Annotated in this window: 12 protein-coding genes and 2 pseudogenes; 7 read left to right on the plus strand and 7 right to left on the minus strand. The window is 74.3% G+C overall.

Annotated features, from left to right (window positions below):
* Window positions 1-37: 37 nt before the first annotated feature.
* The 5 genes and pseudogenes from AB0F68_RS06435 to AB0F68_RS06455 form a co-directional block, all read right to left on the minus strand.
* A complete protein-coding gene (locus AB0F68_RS06435; protein WP_357333313.1) occupies window positions 38-1,039 on the minus strand; it encodes a YihY/virulence factor BrkB family protein in 1,002 nt (333 codons plus the stop codon).
* The gene (locus AB0F68_RS06440; RefSeq protein WP_357333314.1) at window positions 1,032-2,039 is read right to left on the minus strand and encodes a diacylglycerol kinase family protein; all 1,008 of its coding nucleotides are present in this window, start codon (window positions 2,037-2,039) and stop codon (window positions 1,032-1,034) included. The genes AB0F68_RS06435 and AB0F68_RS06440 overlap by 8 nt, the downstream gene beginning before the upstream one ends.
* Before the next feature lie 131 nt (window positions 2,040-2,170).
* Window positions 2,171-2,347 (minus strand): annotated as a pseudogene (locus tag AB0F68_RS06445) (Clp protease N-terminal domain-containing protein); the annotation flags it as partial.
* Window positions 2,348-2,536: 189 nt separating this feature from the next.
* A pseudogene (locus AB0F68_RS06450) lies at window positions 2,537-2,719 on the minus strand (Clp protease N-terminal domain-containing protein); the annotation flags it as partial.
* Entirely contained in the window at window positions 2,719-2,955 is a 237-nt protein-coding gene (locus AB0F68_RS06455) for an HTH domain-containing protein (RefSeq protein WP_089010418.1), read from the minus strand. The gene AB0F68_RS06455 and the pseudogene AB0F68_RS06450, both read right to left, overlap by 1 nt.
* A gap of 106 nt (window positions 2,956-3,061) precedes the next feature.
* Here AB0F68_RS06455 and AB0F68_RS06460 point away from each other — a divergent pair, with 106 nt between their 5' ends.
* The 6 genes from AB0F68_RS06460 to AB0F68_RS06485 all read left to right on the plus strand — a co-directional run bounded on the left by AB0F68_RS06460 (window position 3,062) and on the right by AB0F68_RS06485 (window position 11,178).
* Window positions 3,062-3,862 (plus strand): PP2C family serine/threonine-protein phosphatase, encoded by an 801-nt coding sequence (locus tag AB0F68_RS06460; RefSeq protein ID WP_357333315.1) that lies wholly within the window; start codon window positions 3,062-3,064, stop codon window positions 3,860-3,862.
* A gap of 95 nt (window positions 3,863-3,957) precedes the next feature.
* Entirely contained in the window at window positions 3,958-4,797 is an 840-nt protein-coding gene (locus AB0F68_RS06465) for a universal stress protein (RefSeq protein ID WP_357333316.1), read from the plus strand.
* Window positions 4,798-4,925: 128 nt separating this feature from the next.
* On the plus strand, window positions 4,926-7,328 hold the full coding sequence (locus tag AB0F68_RS06470; RefSeq protein ID WP_357333317.1) for a phosphoketolase family protein: 2,403 nt from the start codon (window positions 4,926-4,928) through the stop codon (window positions 7,326-7,328).
* A gap of 52 nt (window positions 7,329-7,380) precedes the next feature.
* Window positions 7,381-8,247, plus strand: a complete 867-nt coding sequence (locus tag AB0F68_RS06475; RefSeq protein ID WP_357333318.1) for a universal stress protein — start codon at window positions 7,381-7,383, stop codon at window positions 8,245-8,247.
* Between the two features lie 160 nt (window positions 8,248-8,407).
* Window positions 8,408-9,415, plus strand: coding sequence for a nitroreductase (locus AB0F68_RS06480; RefSeq protein ID WP_357333319.1), 1,008 nt, complete (start codon window positions 8,408-8,410; stop codon window positions 9,413-9,415).
* Window positions 9,416-9,507: 92 nt separating this feature from the next.
* Window positions 9,508-11,178 (plus strand): GAF domain-containing sensor histidine kinase, encoded by a 1,671-nt coding sequence (locus tag AB0F68_RS06485; protein ID WP_357333347.1) that lies wholly within the window; start codon window positions 9,508-9,510, stop codon window positions 11,176-11,178.
* Between the two features lie 21 nt (window positions 11,179-11,199).
* On the opposite strand, the gene AB0F68_RS06490 is transcribed toward AB0F68_RS06485, so the two are convergent.
* Window positions 11,200-11,838, minus strand: coding sequence for a response regulator transcription factor (locus tag AB0F68_RS06490; protein WP_355639857.1), 639 nt, complete (start codon window positions 11,836-11,838; stop codon window positions 11,200-11,202).
* 188 nt (window positions 11,839-12,026) lie between these two features.
* On the opposite strand from AB0F68_RS06490, the gene AB0F68_RS06495 reads away from it, so the two are divergent.
* The gene (locus AB0F68_RS06495) at window positions 12,027-13,001 is read left to right on the plus strand and encodes a nitroreductase (protein ID WP_357333320.1); all 975 of its coding nucleotides are present in this window, start codon (window positions 12,027-12,029) and stop codon (window positions 12,999-13,001) included.
* A gap of 52 nt (window positions 13,002-13,053) precedes the next feature.
* Here AB0F68_RS06495 and AB0F68_RS06500 read toward each other — a convergent pair whose 3' ends face one another.
* Window positions 13,054-14,055 (minus strand): NAD-dependent epimerase/dehydratase family protein, encoded by a 1,002-nt coding sequence (locus AB0F68_RS06500; protein ID WP_357333321.1) that lies wholly within the window; start codon window positions 14,053-14,055, stop codon window positions 13,054-13,056.
* Between the last annotated feature and the right edge of the window lie 504 nt (window positions 14,056-14,559).

A 14,559-nucleotide genomic window follows, 5' to 3' on the forward strand; every position in this document is an offset into this window, starting at 1 on the left:
TTCCCGCTCCCCGTACACGCCGGTGGCCGGCGCGCCGTCAGAGGGCGGTCATGTCCCCGGTGTCGACGAGCTCCTCGCGCTCGGCCTCCGGCTCCCAGAGGTCGGGCTGGGCGGGCTCCTCCACGCCGATCCGCATGGCCTCCAACTGGGCGGCGAAGGCCAGCCCGCCGAAGAGCGCCATCCCGGTCAGGTTCGCCCAGATCAGCAGGGCCATCATCCCGGTCAGCGCGCCATAGGTCTGCCCGAATCCGGCGCTGTACTTCACGTAGGCGGCGAGCAGCAGGCTGGCCAGCCACCAGAGCGCGGTGGCGATGCCGGCCCCGAAGAAGAGCCAGGACAGCCCGGGCTGCTTGCGGCGGGGCGCGTGGCGGAACAGCACCGCCACGGCGAGCACGGTCAGGCCGAGGCTGAGCGGCCAGCGGATCACGTCCCAGGCCGCGTGGGCGTAGTCGCCCCACTCGTAGTGCCGCCGCACCGAGTCACCGATCGCCCGGCCACCGACCAGGATCAGGAACCCGGCCAGCGCGGGTACGCCGGCGACCATCGCGAGGACCGTGGCGCGCAGGTATTTGAACAGGGCCGGCCGGTCCCGCTCGACGCCGTAGATCCGGTTCGCGCCCCGCTCGATCTGCGCCATCGTGGTGGTGAGCGCGACCAGGCCGGTCAGCAGACCGAGGGTCAGCGCCAACTCACCGGCCCGCTCGGTGCGATCGGTGTCGGCCAGCAACTCCTGGACCACGGACTCGCTCTGGCCCGGGGTGATCGCCAGCACCGTGTCGGCGACCACCTTGCCGCCCTCGTCGACGCCGAGGTCGGTGATCAGACCGGTGAGCGCGATGAGGAACGGCACCACGGCCAGGCAGAGCTGCAGGGCGAAGGCACGGGAGTGGCTGAAACCGTCGCCGTAGCGGAACCGGACGAAGGCGTCCCGGAGCAGGTGCCAGCCGCCGTGGCGGCGCAGGGTGCGCCAGGCGTCGTCGGCGGAGAGTTCCTCCTCCGTCATGAGCCGGGTCTCGGGGACGAGCTTGGTGCTACTCACGGCGGCCCTCCTCGACCAGCCGCTCGCCGCGCTCGGCGGCGGCGTCGGCGTCCACCGACAGGTCGGGGTGGCGCGCCGGCCGCGGCACGCAGAGCCAGAGCGACTCGGGCCGGATCTCGGCCTTCAGCGAGCGGCCCGGCTCGATCAGGTCGCCGTCGAGCTGCCGCGGCTGGGCCCGGTTGCTGGTGATCTCGACCTTGCGGCCGCGGAACACCTCCATCCGCGGCACGCTGCCGCGCCGGCGCAGCACCGCCCAGCCCAGGGCCAGCCAGTGCCCGAGCGTCCGCGGGGTCAGCACCGCCACGTCGAGCCAGCCGTCGTCGGGCTCGGCGTCGGTGAGCAGGCGTACCCCGCCCTGGAGCCGGCCGACGTTTGCGACCAGGACCGAGCGGGCCCGCCGGCGCAGCGGCGGCCCGCCGTCGATCCGGATGGACACCCGCATCGGCCGGTCCCGCAGGTGCTTGGCGGCCCCCACCAGGTAGGCCGGCCAGCCGATCCGCTTCTTGGTCGTCTCGGAGGTCGAGTCGAGCATCTGCGCGTCGAAGCCCATCCCGGCCATCACGGCGAAGCACTGGTCGCCGACCGCGCCGACGTCGAGCCGGCGCATCCCCCGCTCGACGGCGACCTGAAGCCCGGCCGCGAGGTCGTTGGAGAGGCCGAGGTTGGCCGCCAGCAGGTTGCCGGTGCCCTGGGGCAGCACGGCGAGCGCCACGTCGGTGCCGGCCAGCGCGGTGACGCAGGCCATCACGGTGCCGTCGCCGCCGCAGGCGAAGACCACCTCGGCGCCGGCCTCGACGGCCGCCGCCGCCTGGCCCCGGCCGGGGTCCTCGACCGTGGTCTCGTACCAGGTCGGCTCGGGCCAGCCGGCGGCGGTGAGCGCGCCGTCCACCGTCCGGCGGAAATCGTCGAGATCGGTCACCTTGACCGGATTGACCACCACGGCCGAGCGCGGGGCATGGTTGTCCGCGGTCACCGGGGCCTTGTCGTCTCCACCGTCCACGGCGCAAGTGTGCAGCAACCGGGGCGGCTCAGCGACCCGACGGGCGCGGACGTTGCGAGGACCGCAAACAGGTTTGAACCCGGCCGGCGCCCGGCCGGGGTCGGTCAGGCCGCCGTGCGCAGCGCCACCTCGACCCGCCGGCGCAGGTCGTCGAGGTCCGCCCCGGCCTCGGTGAGCACCACCGCGGCCAGCCCGTTGCCCTCCCGGAGCAGGCCGAGCAGGATGTGCTCGGTGCCGATGTGGTGGTGGCGCAGCCGCACCGCCTCCCGCAGCGACAACTCCAGCACCTTCTTGGCCCGGGGCGAGAACCGGCCGTCGTCGGGGCGGCGACCCCACCACCGGCGCGGCGCGGGGGCCGCCTCGCGCAGCGCGTCCGGACCGAAGGACTCCTCGATCCGGGCGACGATCGCGGCGAGGTCGATGCCGATCTCGCGCAGCGCCGCCGCGTCCGCCTCGCCGAGGCCGTCGACCCCGTGCGCGGTGTGCCGGGCCACCGCCGCGCGCAGGTCCTCGGCCCGGATGCCGCCGGCCGACAGCACCCGGACGGCCAGGTTGTCGCCGTCGGCGAGCACGCCGAGCAGCAGGTGCTCGGTGCCCACCGGGCGCCGGCCCTCGGTGCGCGCCTCGTCGACCGCGTGGCGCACCACCGCGCGGGCCCGGTCGGTGAATCGTTCGAACATCACGCCTCCCAGCTTCCGCGGACCGCCGGTCGCCCGGCGTGCTTCTTGTGGACCGCCTGCCGGCTGACCTCGAGGGCGTCGGCGATCTCCTGCCAGGACCAGCCCTGCCGTCGGGCGTTGTCCACCTGGACCACCTCCAGCCGTTCGAGCAGCCGGCGCAGGGCGAGCACCGCCCGCAGCCCGACCTTCGGGTCGGTGCTGCCGGCCGCCGCCGCGAGTTCCGTCGCCTGACTCATGCTGTCAACGTAGGTTGACGCTTCCGCTTTGTCAACCCCGGTTGACACGCCGACACGTGGCCCTGACCTGCCGGTCCACGACCCGCACCGGTGTTACGGTCCGCAGGTGTTCCGCCGCCGCCCGCTGGACCAGCCGGTCCAGGCCACCCGCCGGCTGGCCGTCGGCCGGCTCACCCTGGAGATCGCCGGGGGCAGCGTGGTCGGGCACCGCTACCCGGAGAACTTCGACGTGCTGCACGTCGACCCGGAGCTGCCGCTGGTCGCGGTGGCCGACGGCATGGGCGACGGCGAGGGCAGCCGGGTCGCCGGCACCACCGCCATGACCACCTTCGTGGCGCAGGTCCGCGCCGGCTGGCCAGCGGTCGACGCCACCGGGCTGCGCGCCGCGACCGCGGAGACCCAACTCCGGGTACGCCGGGCCGGGGCGGGCCTGGCCGGGCTGACCGGGTGCACCCTCACCGCCCTGGTCGCCGAGCCGGACGGCGGGCAGGGCTGGCTGGTCCAGCTCGGCGACTCGCGGGCGTACCGGCTGCGCGACGGGCTGCTGGAACTGGTGACCGTCGACCACACCATGGCCTGGCTCGGCCTGCTGCACGGCTGGTGGCCGCCCGACTCGCCGGAGGCGGCCCGGGCGCGCTACCAACTGCTGCGCTATGTCGGTCACCCCGACAAGCCCGAGCCGGACCTGCTCGCCGTGCCACTGCGCAGCGGGGACACCTGGCTGCTCTGCACCGACGGGGTGAGCGACCAGCTCGGCTACCACCGGCTGCGGGACCTGCTGGCCGCCCGGCGCGACCCGGCCCGGACCGCGCAGGCCCTGCTGTCCGCCAGCCTGGCCAAGGGCGGCGAGGACAACGCCACCGTCGTGGTGGTGCGCGTCCACCCGAATCTGCCCACCCCGCGCTGATCCCCCCGCCGGCTCCAGTTCCGTCGACCCGGTCCGGGCAACGCACCCGTCCGACTACCGTGGGTGCGAGGAGCGTGGTCGGGAGGTGAGCCGGGATGCCCGCACCCACCCACGGCGCGGTGGTGGTCGGCGTGGGCAGCTCGGCGGAGGACCTCGAGGTGGTCCGGACGGCCGCCGGGGAGGCCGCCGCGCACGACCGGCCGCTGCACCTGCTGCACGCCTTCAACTGGGCGGCGGCCCTGGAGTCGTTCTCGGTGAGCGGCCCGCGCGCCGTCGCCGAGGACCTGCTGGAGCAGGCCGGGCGGGTGGCCGCCGAGGCGGCGCCGGCGGTGCCGGTGACCGACGAGATCGTCGAGGGCTCCCCGGTCGAGGCGCTGATCCGGGCCTCCGACTCCGCCTTCCTGGTGGCGGTCGGCGACGGCGGCATGGCCGGCTGCGTGTCCTGCGTACCGGCCGATTCGCCGGCCGTGCAGCTCGCCGCCCGGGCCGGCTGCCCCGTGCTGGTCGCCCGGCCCGAGCCGCCCCCGCAGGGGCCGCTGCTGGTCGGCTTCGACGGGTCGGAGAGCTCCCGCGCCACCCTGGGGTACGCCTTCGACTGTGCCGAACACCGCGGCACCCGGCTGCTCGTCATCCGGGTGGTGGAGCCCGACCGCCATCCCGACGGGGACGACGGCCTGCTCGACGAGGCCGTGGCCCGGTACGGCTCGCGGCATCCCCAGGTGGCCGTCGAGTGTCACACCGTTCGCGGCGAGCCCGGCGGCGTCCTGGTGGAACAGTCGCGCTCGGCGCAGGTGGCGCTCGTGGGGGCGCGCGGCGACGAGCCGCTGCGGGGCATGCTGGGCGCGGTCAGCCAGACGCTGCTCTACCACTCGCCGGCCCCGGTGATCGTCGTCCGTGGCCTCGACCCCGAGGCCGAGGACGAGGAAGGGCCATGACGACCACCCCGCACGGGACCTACGGCCCTGATCGAACCGCCGGCTGCAGGACGAGGCTGGACGTGCCGGGGGCGGCGGATCCGCTCCCGGATGGCACAAGACCCCGAGCCGCGAGAGGCTAACGCAGCATGGACACCGCTCTGGACCTGCACAGCCCACTGACCGAGGACGAGCTGCGCCGGCTTGACGCCTACTGGCGAGCGGCGAACTACCTCACCGTCGGGCAGATCTACCTGCTCGACAACCCGCTGCTGCGCGAGCCGCTCAAGCCCGAGCACATCAAGCCGCGGCTGCTGGGGCACTGGGGCACCAGCCCGGGCCTCAACCTCCTCTACGCGCACCTCAACCGGGTCATCGTCGACCGGGACCTGTCCGCCATCTTCGTGACCGGGCCCGGCCACGGCGGCCCCGCCCTGGTGGCCAACACCTGGCTGGAGGGCACCTACAGCGAGCTCTACCACCACATCGCCCGCGACGAGACCGGCATGCAGCGGCTGTTCCGCCAGTTCTCCTTCCCCGGCGGCATCCCGAGCCACGTGGCGCCCGAGGTGCCGGGCTCCATCCACGAGGGCGGCGAGCTGGGGTACGCGCTGAGCCACGCGTACGGGGCCGCGTTCGACAATCCCGACCTGCTGGTCGCCTGCGTGGTCGGCGACGGCGAGGCGGAGACCGGGCCGCTGGCCGGAAGCTGGCTGTCCAACGTCTTCCTCAACCCGGCCCGGGACGGGGCGGTGCTGCCCATCCTGCACCTCAACGGCTACAAGATCGCCAGCCCGACGGTGTTCGACCGGATCCCCGCCGAGGACCTGCTCGACCTGATGCGCGGCTACGGCTACCAGCCGTACGTGGTCGAGGGCGACGATCCGGCCCGGGTGCACCACGCGCTCGCCGCGACCCTGGACCGGGTGGTCGACGAGATCGCCGAGATCCAGCGCCGCGCCCGTTCCGGCGGCGCGGTCGAACGCCCCCGCTGGCCGATGATCATCCTCCGTACGCCGAAGGGCTGGACCGGGCCGAGGGACGTCGACGGCAAGCAGGTCGAGGGCACCTTCCGCGCCCACCAGGTGCCGATCGACGCGGTGCGGAGCAACCCGGCGCACCTGGCCGAGCTGGAGCGCTGGCTGCGCAGCTACCGGCCGGAGGAGCTGTTCGACGCCACCGGCGGCCCGGTCGCCGACCTGGTCGACCTGCCGCCCACGGGCGACCGGCGGATGAGCGCCAACCCGGTGGCCAACGGCGGGCGGCTGCTGCGCGAGCTGGAACTGCCGGACTTCCGCGACTACGCGGTCGACGTCAAGGAGCCGGGCGAGCCGATGGCCGGCGCCACCGGCGCGCTGGGCCCCTGGATCCGGGACGTGATCACCCGCAACCCGGAGACCTTCCGCCTGTTCGGTCCCGACGAGATCGCCTCGAACCGGCTCGGCGCCGCCTTCGAGGTCACCGACCGAGCGTTCGTCGGCAGCCGGCTCCCCGGCGACGACCACCTCTCCCCCGACGGCCGGGTAATGGAGGTGCTCTCCGAGCACCTCTGCCAGGGCTGGCTGGAGGGCTACCTGCTGACCGGCCGGCACGGCATCTTCACCAGCTACGAGGCGTTCATCCACATCGTCGACTCGATGGTCAACCAGCACGCCAAGTGGCTCAAGGTGACCCGGCAGATCCCCTGGCGGGAGCCGGTGGCCTCGCTGAACTACCTGCTCTCCAGCCATGTGTGGCGGCAGGACCACAACGGCTTCTCGCACCAGGACCCGGGCTTCATCGACCACGTGGTCAACAAGAAGGCCGAGGTGGTCCGGGTCTACCTGCCGCCGGACGGCAACACCCTGCTCTCCACCATGGACCACTGCCTGCGCAGCCGGCACTACATCAACGTGGTGGTGGCCGGGAAGCAGCCGGCGCCCAACTGGCTGACCATGGACGAGGCGATTCAGCACACCCGCCGGGGCCTGGGCATCTGGGACTGGGCCAGCACCGACGACGGCAGCGAGCCGGACGTGGTGCTCGCCTGCGCCGGCGACGTGCCGACCCTGGAGACGCTGGCCGCGGCCGACCTGCTCCGCCAGCATCTGCCCGACCTGAAGGTCCGGGTGGTCAACGTGGTCGACCTGATGCGCCTGCAACCGCCCTCGGAGCACCCGCACGGCCTGCCGGACAGCGAGTTCGACACCATCTTCACCCGCGACAAGCCGGTCATCTTCGCCTACCACGGCTACCCGTGGCTGATCCACCGGCTCACCTACCGGCGGACCAACCACGACAACCTGCACGTCCGTGGCTACAAGGAGGAAGGCACGACGACCACGCCGTTCGACATGGTGATGCTCAACGACCTGGACCGCTTCCACCTGGTCATCGACGTCATCGACCGGCTGCCCGGGCTGCGCTCGCGCGCCGCCCACCTCCGCCAGGAGATGGTGGACGCCCGGCAGGCCTGCCGCGACTACACCCGCCAGTACGGCGAGGACGCCCCCCAGGTCGCCGAGTGGCGCTGGATCCGGGAGACCGACCCGGGAATGCGCGGCGGCCAGTGAGCGCGAGAAGTGAGCTTACGAGCCCCGCAGTCACGAACGAGAGGCCGGCACGGTGACCGCCGAGGAGATCCTGGTCGGCTACGACGGCTCCCCCGACGCGTCGGTGGCCCTCGGCTGGGCGCTGGACGAGGCGGGCCGCTCGGGCCGGCCGGTCCGGCTGGCGTACGTCTTCGAATGGGTGACCGTGGCCGGTTGGATCGGTCCCGGGGTGGCCCCCGGCGGGTGGCCCGACGAGACCGCCCGGCGGCAGGTCGAGGAGCTGGTCCGCAGGGCGGCGGCGGACGCCGCCGCCGAGCGGCCCGCGCTCACCGTGCGGGGCGAGGTCTTCGACGGGCCGCCCGCGCTGGTTCTCCAGGAACGCTCCGCCGACGCCGCGATGCTGGTGCTGGGCAGCCGCGGCCACGGCGGCTTCGGCGGGCTGCTCGTCGGCTCGACCGCCGTCTCCGTGAGCGCCCACGCGCACTGCCCGGTGATCGTGGTCCGCGACGGCCAGCCGGCCGCGTCCGGGCCCGTGGTGGTCGGCGTGGACGGCTCGCCGTCCTCCGTGCAGGCGATCGGCTTCGCGTTCGAGCGGGCCGCGCAGCGGGACGTGCCGGTGCGGGCGCTGCGGGTCTGGGAGCCGCCCGGCGAGCGGTGGGTGCCCCCGGGCTTCGACCCGGAGGAGACCAGCGCCACCGAGCGCGCCGCCGCCGAGGCGGACCTGGCCCCCTGGCGAAAGTCCTTCCCGGACGTGCCGGTCGAGGTGGTGGCGAACCCGGGCAGCCCGGCCGCGCTGCTGGTCGAGGAGAGCCGCGCGGCGCAGCTCGTGGTGGTCGGCTCCCGGGGCCGGGGCGGGCTGCGCGGGATGCTGCTCGGCTCGGTCAGCCAGCAGCTCATCCACCACGCGCAATGCCCGGTCGCGGTGGTCCGCGAGCGCTGACCCCGCCCGGGCGGCACCGCGGCCTGGTCGACAACGGGTCGAAGGGCCCGGGGCGGACGGGTCGTGCGACCCCGTGCGGCCGGCCCGGACATGCCCGAGGATGGAACGGCACCCCACCCAGGCGTGGGCACGACGGGGAGAACAAGGAAAGGCTGTGACGATGAGCCACGAGACGCCGGCGACCGATCGCCCGCTGACCACCGCGCTCGCGGAGGCCGCCGGAATGGCCGGCCACGCCCCCTCGGTCCACAACACCCAGCCGTGGCACTGGACGGTGTTGTCCGACGCGCTGGAGTTGCGGGTGGTCCGGGAGCGTCACCTCAGCGCCCTCGACCCGGAAGGGCGGCTGCTGGTGTTGAGCTGCGGCGTCGCGCTGCACCACGCCCGGGTGGCGCTGGCCGCCGAGGGCTGGACGCCCGTGGTGGAACGCATGCCCGACCCCGGCCAGCCCGATCTGGTCGCCCGGCTCACCGGGCTGAAGCCCAGCGGCGCGGACCCGGACGCCATGCGCACGGTCCAGTGCATGCAGGTCCGCCGCACCGACCGCCGGCCGGTCAGCGACGAGCCGATCCCGACCGCCGTGCTGGGCGAGATCGACCGGGCGGCCACCCGGGAGGGTGTCACCCTCCAGGTGCTGGACGACGACCAGAAGCTCGAGCTGGCCGCCGCCGCCCAGCACGCGGCGGAGGTCGAGAAGGGCAGCCCGGACCTGCAGGAGGAGCTGGCGTACTGGACCAGCCGGGCTGCCGCCGGCACCGGGCTGCCGCCAGACGTGCTGCCGGCGCAGGCCCCCCAGACCACCGTTCCGGTCCGCGACTTCGGCCCGGGCACCCTGCCCGTGGGTGAGGGACACGACCGGGCCGCCGTCTACGGGATCCTCTGGGGCACCGAGGACGAGCCGGACAGCTGGCTGCGCGCCGGCGAGGCGCTCTCCGCCGCCTGGCTCACCGCCACCCGGCACGGCGTGTCCCTGGTGCCGCTCTCCGGCGTGGTGGAGGTCGAGGGCACCCGCCAGACGCTCCGGCAGATGCTCTCCGGCCTGGGCCACCCGTACATCTCGATGCGCCTCGGCCTGGCCGACCCGACGCACGCCGGCCCCCCGCACACCCCGCGGCTCGACACCGCGCAGACCGTCGACACCTCGGCGGTACGCGGCCAGGTCTCCTGACGGATCTCGTTCCGGCGGTCACCGGGCGATAGCATCGCCCGGTGACCAGTGCACCGAACCCCCGGAACGAGCACGTCACCCCGTCGCTGGGGCTGACCCCGCTGTCCCGGGTGCGGCTCGACGAGCTGCTCCAGGAGATGCTGGACCGGGTCGGCGAGGTGGTCACCAACCGGGAGCGGCTGCGCGCCCTGCTCGACGCGGTCGTCGGCATCGGCACCGACCTCGACCTGCGCAGCACCCTGCAGCGGATCGTGGAGTCGGCCTGCGAGCTGGTCGGCGCCCGCTACGGCGCGCTCGGCGTGATCGGCCCCGACCGGCTGCTGCACGACTTCATCGTCCACGGCATCAGCGACGAGCTGCACGCCCGGATCGGTGACCTGCCGCACGGGCGGGGCGTGCTCGGCCTGCTCATCGACGACCCGCGACCGCTGCGGATGCCCGACATCACCCAGCACCCCAGGTCCTACGGCTTCCCGCCGAACCACCCGCCGATGCACAGCTTCCTCGGCGTCCCGGTGCGGATCCGCGACCACGTCTTCGGCAACCTCTACCTCGCCGAGAAGCAGGGCGCCGCGCAGTTCACCGAGGACGACGAGGAGATCGTGGTCGCGCTCGCCGCGGCGGCCGGGGTGGCGATCGAGAACGCCCGCCTCTACGCCCTGGCGCACCGGCGGGAACGCTGGCTGGCCGCGACCGCCGAGATCACCTCGGTGCTGCTCGGCGAGGTACGCCGCACCGACGCGCTGACCCTGGTGGCCCGGCGCGCCCGGGAGGTCGCCGAGGCCGAACTGGCCCTGGTGCTGCTCTACGACGAGGACGAGCGCCAGTTCACCGTCGAGGTGGTCGAGGGCGCCGACGGCAACGCCCCCAAGCTGGTCGGCGCGGTGCTGCCGGCCGACGAGACCACCTTCCTCGGCTCGGTCACCGAACGCCGCCACGAGCTGCTGGAGAACCTCGCCGAGGCGGCCCCGTGGTCACACCCGGTAGTCGCCGGGCCGGCGGTGGTCTCCCCCCTCGCCGCGGCGGACACCCTGCACGGCGTGCTGGTCATCGCGCACGGGGCCGACCACGGTCCCGCCGCCGAGGACGACGTGGCCCTGCTGGGCAGCTTCGCCGGCCAGGCCGCGCTGGCCATGGAGCGGGCCCGGGGCCAGGAGGAACGGGAGCTGCTGGTGGTCCTGGAGGACCGCGAGCGAATCGCCCGCGACCTGCACGACGTGGTGATCCAGCGGCTGTTCGCCACCGGCTTGCAGTTGCAGAGCGGGGCGATGAACGCACGCCCCGAGGTGGCCAGGCGGATCAACCAGGCGGTCGACGACCTGGACGCCACCATCCGCGACATCCGCCGCACCATCTTCGAGCTGCGTACCCCGATGAGCGCGGCACTGCGCACCGAAATCCGCGAGGCCATCGAGGTGGCCGCCGAGGCGCTGGGCTACCGGCCCGACCTGGACCTGGCCGGCCCGATCGACAGCGCTGTCCCGGACCAGCTGCGCCCCGAACTCACCGCCGTGCTCCGGGAGGCGCTCTCCAACGCGGTACGCCACGCGCGGGCCGACCGGGTGTCGGTGCGGGTGGGGGTGGACGCCGGCTGGGTGAGCGTCACGGTCACCGACGACGGGGTGGGCTGCGACCCGGAGGCGGCCCGCAGCGGCCTGGTCAACCTGCGCGAGCGGGCCGAGCGGCTGGGCGGCGACTTCCAGCTCAGCCGGGTGACCCCGCACGGCACCGAGCTGCGCTGGAGCGTCCCGCTGCGCGACTGAGCGGGCGGGGCGGCCGGCGCCTCAGTGGGTCTTGCCGAGCAGCCGCGTGGCCAGCACCGCCGCCTGCGTACGCCGCTCCAGGCCGAGCTTGGCCAGCACACTGGAGACGTAGTTCTTCACTGTCTTCTCGGCGAGGAACATCCTGCCGGCGATCTCCCGGTTGGTAAGCCCCTCGGCCACGTACTCCAGGATCCGCCGCTCCTGCTCGGTGAGGGACTTCAGCTCGCGCGGCTGTTCGACGCCGCTGCGGATCCGCTCCAGCACCCGGGTGGTGATCGCCGGGTCGAGCAGGGACTGCCCGGCCGCCACCCGCCGGACCGCGTCCACCAGGTCGGTGCCGCGGATCTGCTTGAGCACGTAGCCGGCGGCACCGGCCATGATCGCCGCGAAGAGCGCTTCGTCGTCCTCGTACGAGGTCAGGATCAGTCCCTTGATCGACGAGTCGACGGCACGGATGTCCCGGCAGACGTCGATGCCGTTGCCGTCGGGCAGCCGGGCGTCGAGGATCGCCACGTCGGGGCGGAGCGCCGGGATGCGGCGGGACGCCTCCTGGGCGGAGCCGGACTCGCCGACCACCTCGATGTCGCCGCTGCTCTGGAGCAGGTCGGCAAGGCCACGGCGGACGACCTCGTGGTCGTCGAGCAGGAACACCCGGATCATCCGTCCTTTCTACCCTCCGGCCCCGCCGGCACGCACGGGCCGAAGGTCCCGACCGTGACCCGCCCCGGCGGGCAGACCGACCCGCCCGGGTGGGGACCTCCGGCCCTGCTCACCGCCCCGCCCGGTGACGGACCGTGGGGATGGACCGACCGGCAGGGCGACACCGCCCGCACGGAGGGAGCAACGCCATGACCACGGGCTACACCGTCGACCAGCTACGCAGCGCCGCCGCCGACGCGGTGCGGGCGCCGTCGCTGCACAACACCCAGCCGTGGCGGTTCCGGCTCGTCGACGGCGGGATCGAACTCTCCGTCGACCCGCTGCGCCGGCTGCCGGCCACCGACCCGAGCGGGTGGGGCGCGCGGATCGCCTGCGGGGCGGCCCTGTTCAACCTGCGGCTGGCGCTCGCCGTGGCCGGCACCCCGGCCACGGTCCGGCTCCGCCCGCGCCCCAGCGAGCCGGACGTGGTGGCCCGGCTCGTCCCCGACGTGCCGCGCCGCCCCACCCCGACCGAACAGAGCCTGCACGGCGCCATCGCCCGCCGGTTCAGCAACCGGGCGCCGTTCTGGCCCGACCCGGTCCCCGCCGACGCGCGCTGGCGCCTCGGCGAGGCGGCCCGGGCCGAGCAGTGCTGGCTGGAACTGGTCATCGGCACCAGCGCGGTCAACGCCTTCGCCGAGATCGCCCGCAGCGCCCACCGGGTGCTGGAGCGCGACCCCGCCTATGTCACCGAGCGGACCGAGTGGACGCGCTCGGCGTCGTCCCCGGACGGTGTGCCGGCCGCCGGGGGCGGGCCGCAGAGCGAACCGCAGGACCTGCTGCCGCAGCGCGGCTTCGGCGGCCGCGACCGCGCCCCCGGACGGGACTTCGAACCGGAACCGCTGGTCGCCGTGCTCGGCTCGGCCGGCAACACCGCCGCCGACCAGATCGTCGCCGGGCAGGGCCTGCAGCGGGTGCTGCTCACCGCCACCGACGCCGGGCTGGCCGTGTCGATGCTCTCCCAGCCGATCGAGGTGCCCGGGGCGCGGGAGGCGCTGCGGCTGTCCCTGGGGCGGTTCGGCACCCCGCAGATGGTGATGCGGATCGGGTTCGGCCAGCCCGGCCGCACCACCCCGCGCCGCCCGATCGACGACGTTCTCGACCTGCCGGTCGTACCGGCCTGACCTCTCGCCCGACGTGCCGGGCCCGGCCGGCCCGGCGCGGCGCGGCCGGTGGTCAGGCCGGTAGGGCGGCCAGGAGGGCGGCCTCGCGGTCCGGGGCCAGACCGACCGCCGCCCGCGCGGGCCGCCCCGCCCGGGCCGGCACCTGGCCGACCTCGCGCAGCCAGTGCCAGGTGTCGGCGACCGTCTCTGCCACCGGCCGGCAGACCAGGCCCGCCGCGTGCGCGCGCTCGACGTTCCGCTCCTGCAACCAGCGGTACTCGTGCCCCAGCGGAATCCAGATCGGCAGGTCGTTCCACGGCTCGACGCCCGCCGCCAGGAGCGCGTCCGGCTCCGTCCAGTGCAGCGTCGCGTCCGAGCCGGTCACCACCACGGCCGCGTCGAGCAGCTCGCCCATCGTCGTGTGCCCCGTCCGGCTGACCACGTTGTACGCCCCGCCGACGCCCTCGATCCCCCGGTCCAGCAGCCAGGTCGCCAGGTCTCGCGCGTCGACGTACTGCACCGGCAGGTCGCGTGGGCCGGGGGCCAGCACCTCGCCGCCCCGGGCGATCCGGTGCAGCCACCAGGGCAGCCGCCCGATGTCCTCGCCCGGCCCGAGGATCAGCCCGGCCCGCACCAGCAGTGCGTGGTCGCCGAACACCTCCACCGCGGCCCGCTCCCCGCCGGCTTTGTTGTGCGGGTAGTCCCCGTCGCCCGCGTCCGCCTCGGCCGCGACGACCGGCGCGTCCTCGTCCGTGCCCAGCCCGACGGGCGGCGCGTAGACCGATCCGCTGGAGACGTAGACGTAGTGCGGCACGACCCCGCGCAGGGCGCGCGCGGCGTCCTGGACCGCCCGGGGCGCCCCGTCCCAGGTGTCCACCACCAGGTCCCACTCGCCGCCGTCCAGCGCCGCCAGCCCGTCCGGCGCCGTCCGGTCACCCCGCAACCGGTGTACGCCCTCGGGCGCGTCGCCGTGCAGCCCTCGGTTGAACACCGTCACGGACCAGCCGCGGCGTACCGCCTCGTGCACGACAGCCCCACCGACGAATCCCGTACCACCCAGCATCAGTAGCCTCATGCGTCCACCCTGCCGGCCGTCGCCCCTCTGGTGAACGAAGTTCACGGTGAGCGGATCTGCCCAGGGCAGAACGACCCTCGGGCCTGGGGTGAATGTCCGGTTCCCGTCCATGCCTCGGCGGGTGAGTGGAACGCCATGTATGTCTCCGGGGTCCGATGACCTACATGGTGTTCCACCGACGGTGTCGGCTTGGGCGGGGTGTCCGTTTCGCGGGGGTGGTCGGCGGCACTCTGACGGCGGAATGGCGGGCGGCCGGGGGTCGTTGTATCCCCGTGAACGACCGAGGAAGACGCCCCGCCCAGCGGGGTGACCGGCCCCCGGGGCTGCCCGCCGAGGTGGGTGCGCTGAGCCCGGGAATGATGGTGGGCCGCTGGTCGTTTTACATGGTCCCGGCGCGACGAAGCGGCCCCCGGCCCCGCGCGCTGGATGATCCCCCAAGACTTTCGCTCGACCCCCCAAGGACTTTTTGAGCGCCTGACGGTGCTTGCGCACACCCCCCAGCCG

Origin of the sequence: Micromonospora sp. NPDC023966 (genome assembly GCF_040639095.1) — a bacterium.
Classification (GTDB): domain Bacteria; phylum Actinomycetota; class Actinomycetes; order Mycobacteriales; family Micromonosporaceae; genus Micromonospora.